The following is a 2,429-nucleotide window of genomic DNA, read 5'->3' on the forward strand; positions in this document are numbered from 1 at the left end:
GGCGCCCCGCGAACCCGCGCCTGCTGCGGCAGCGGCTGTTCGTGTTCGTCGTGGTCACGCTGTTGGTCGCGCTCGGTATCGCGGTGGCCCAGGGCTGCTCGGGTCCTGCGCACGGGCTCGGGCGCACGGGGGACGGTGTGCAGCGGCAGGAGAGCGTCGCAGGGGCGGATGGGCGGTTCGGGGCTGTGGGCGGTTTCGCCGGGTAGTGCGCGGTGCGGGTCGGCCGGTTGTTTCGCCCCCGCCGCCCTTACCCGTCCCATCCCCAGGGGTTGCCGCCCCTTCGACCCCGCCTGGAGGCTGCGCCCCCAGACCCCGCTTCGGCCCTGAAGGGGCCTCGTCCTCAAACGCCGGACGGGCTGTTGGGTGTCTGGCTGCGCTTACAAGCTCGGCAGGACGCGCTTGAAGAACTCTCGGTCCGCGTCGAAGAGCGGGGTCATCGTCAGGAACTCGGCCGGGGTGACCCAGCGGACCTCGGAGACCTCGCCCGGGTCGGGGACGATCGTGCCGTTGCCGGTTTCGGTGGCGGTCCACCAGTGGAGGCGGAAGCGGCCGTCGTGGGCCTCGGACTCCCAGACCTTCGTCAGCGGGGAGACCGCGAGGCCGACCTCCTCGTGGACCTCCCTGACCAGGGCTTCTTCCTGGGTCTCCCCCGGTTCCAGCTTGCCGCTGAGCGGGGCCCAGTAGCCGGAGCGGTCGGAGTCGGGGCCGCGGCGGATGACCAGCACGCGGTCCGCGCGCCGCAGTACCGCCACGATCGCCTCGCGCTGGGCCAAAGCCGTGCTCCTAGAGTTCGGGGCGGCCGGTGGCCACCGCGTAGAAGGCTACGGCAGCCGCGGCGCCCACGTTGAGCGAGTCGACTCCGTGGGCCATCGGGATGCGGACCCATTCGTCGGCGGCCACCAGGGCCTGGGTGGAGAGGCCGTCGCCCTCGGCGCCGAGCATCAGCGCTACGCGGTCCATGCGGTGCGGGGCCGCCTCGTCCAGGCTCTTCGCCTTCTCGTCGGGGGTGAGCGCGAGGAGCGTGAAGCCGGCTTCGCGGACCGACTCCAGGCCCTTGGGCCAGCTGTCGAGGCGGGCGTACGGCACGGAGAAGACCGCGCCCATCGAGACCTTGACGCTGCGGCGGTAGAGGGGGTCCGCGCAGTCCGGGGACAGCAGGACCGCGTCCATGCCCAGGGCCGCCGCCGAGCGGAAGATCGCGCCGATGTTGGTGTGGTCGTTGACCGACTCCATGACGACGACCCTGCGGGTGGTCTGCAGGAGTTCGTCCGCCGTGGGGAGCGGTTTGCGCTGCATGGAGGCGAGCGCGCCCCGGTGGACGTGGTAGCCGGTGACGCGTTCGGCGAGTTCGGGGCTCACCGCGTAGACGGGGGCGGGGAGTTCGTCGATGACGTCCCGCATGACGTCGACCCACTTCGCGGACAGCAGCATCGAACGCATCTCGTAGCCGGCGTCCTTGGCCCGTCTGATGACCTTCTCGCCCTCGGCGATGAACAGGCCCTCGGCCGGTTCACGCTTGCGGCGCAGCTCTACGTCGGTCAGGCCCGTGTAATCACGCAGGCGCGGGTCGTCGGGATCCTCAACGGTGATGAGATCGGCCACAGGGTGATACTGCCTTGTCCTGGGTGTCGTGCCAACGGCTGGGAACAGGTTGTGTTACCCGGGGTTACGCAAGCACCTCGGGGCCCACGGTGACGACCGCGCCGATGACGATCACCGCCGGCGGTTTCACGTCCTCGGTGCGCACGGTCTCGCCGACCGTCGCGAGCGTCGCGTCCACCCGGCGCTGGGCGGCCGTCGTGCCCTCCTGGACCAGGGCGACGGGGGTATCGGCCGGCTTGCCGTGCGCGATCAGGGTCTCGGCGATCTTCCCGATCTTGTCGACGCCCATCAGGACCACCAGCGTGCCGGTGAGTTTCGCGAGGGACGGCCAGTCCACCAGGGAGCGCTTGTCGTCAGGGGCGACATGGCCGCTGACCACCGTGAACTCGTGTGCGACACCGCGATGGGTGACCGGGATGCCCGCGGCTCCGGGGACCGAGATCGAGCTGGAGATTCCGGGCACCACCGTGCACGGGATGCCGGCCTCGGCGAGCGCCAGGACCTCCTCCATGCCACGGCCGTAGACGAACGGGTCGCCGCCCTTCAGCCGTACGACCGACTTGCCCTGCTTGGCGTGCTCGATGAGCGCGTTGTTGATGGCCTCTTGGGCCATGTAACGGCCGTAGGGGATCTTCGCCGCGTCGATCACCTCGACGTGCGGGGGGAGTTCGGCGAGGAGGTCGCGGGGGCCGAGGCGGTCGGCGATGACGACGTCGGCCTCGGCGAGGAGGCGACGGCCGCGGACCGTGATGAGGTCCGGGTCGCCGGGGCCGCCGCCGACGAGGGCGACGCCCGGGGTGCGGGTGCGGTGGTGGGGGGCGACGAGC

Annotated in this window: 3 protein-coding genes and 1 pseudogene; 1 reads left to right on the plus strand and 3 read right to left on the minus strand. The window is 71.2% G+C overall.

What is annotated here, in order from left to right; genetic code table 11:
* Nucleotides 1–206, plus strand: a pseudogene (locus R6V09_RS50895) (serine/threonine protein kinase); the annotation flags it as partial.
* A 171-nt stretch (nt 207–377) separates the two neighbouring features.
* Here R6V09_RS50895 and R6V09_RS50900 read toward each other — a convergent pair.
* The 3 genes from R6V09_RS50900 to cobA all read right to left on the minus strand — a co-directional run.
* Complete coding sequence (locus R6V09_RS50900) at nt 378–773, minus strand: NUDIX hydrolase (protein WP_317888213.1); 396 nt, start codon at nt 771–773, stop codon at nt 378–380.
* A gap of 10 nt (nt 774–783) precedes the next feature.
* On the minus strand, nt 784–1,602 hold the full coding sequence (locus tag R6V09_RS50905) for a TrmH family RNA methyltransferase (protein WP_019059837.1): 819 nt from the start codon (nt 1,600–1,602) through the stop codon (nt 784–786).
* A gap of 64 nt (nt 1,603–1,666) precedes the next feature.
* The coding region (gene cobA, locus R6V09_RS50910; RefSeq protein ID WP_317888214.1) for a uroporphyrinogen-III C-methyltransferase at nt 1,667–2,429 on the minus strand (763 nt) is incomplete at its 5' end.

The organism is Streptomyces sp. W16, assembly GCF_033194735.1.
GTDB lineage: Bacteria > Actinomycetota > Actinomycetes > Streptomycetales > Streptomycetaceae > Streptomyces.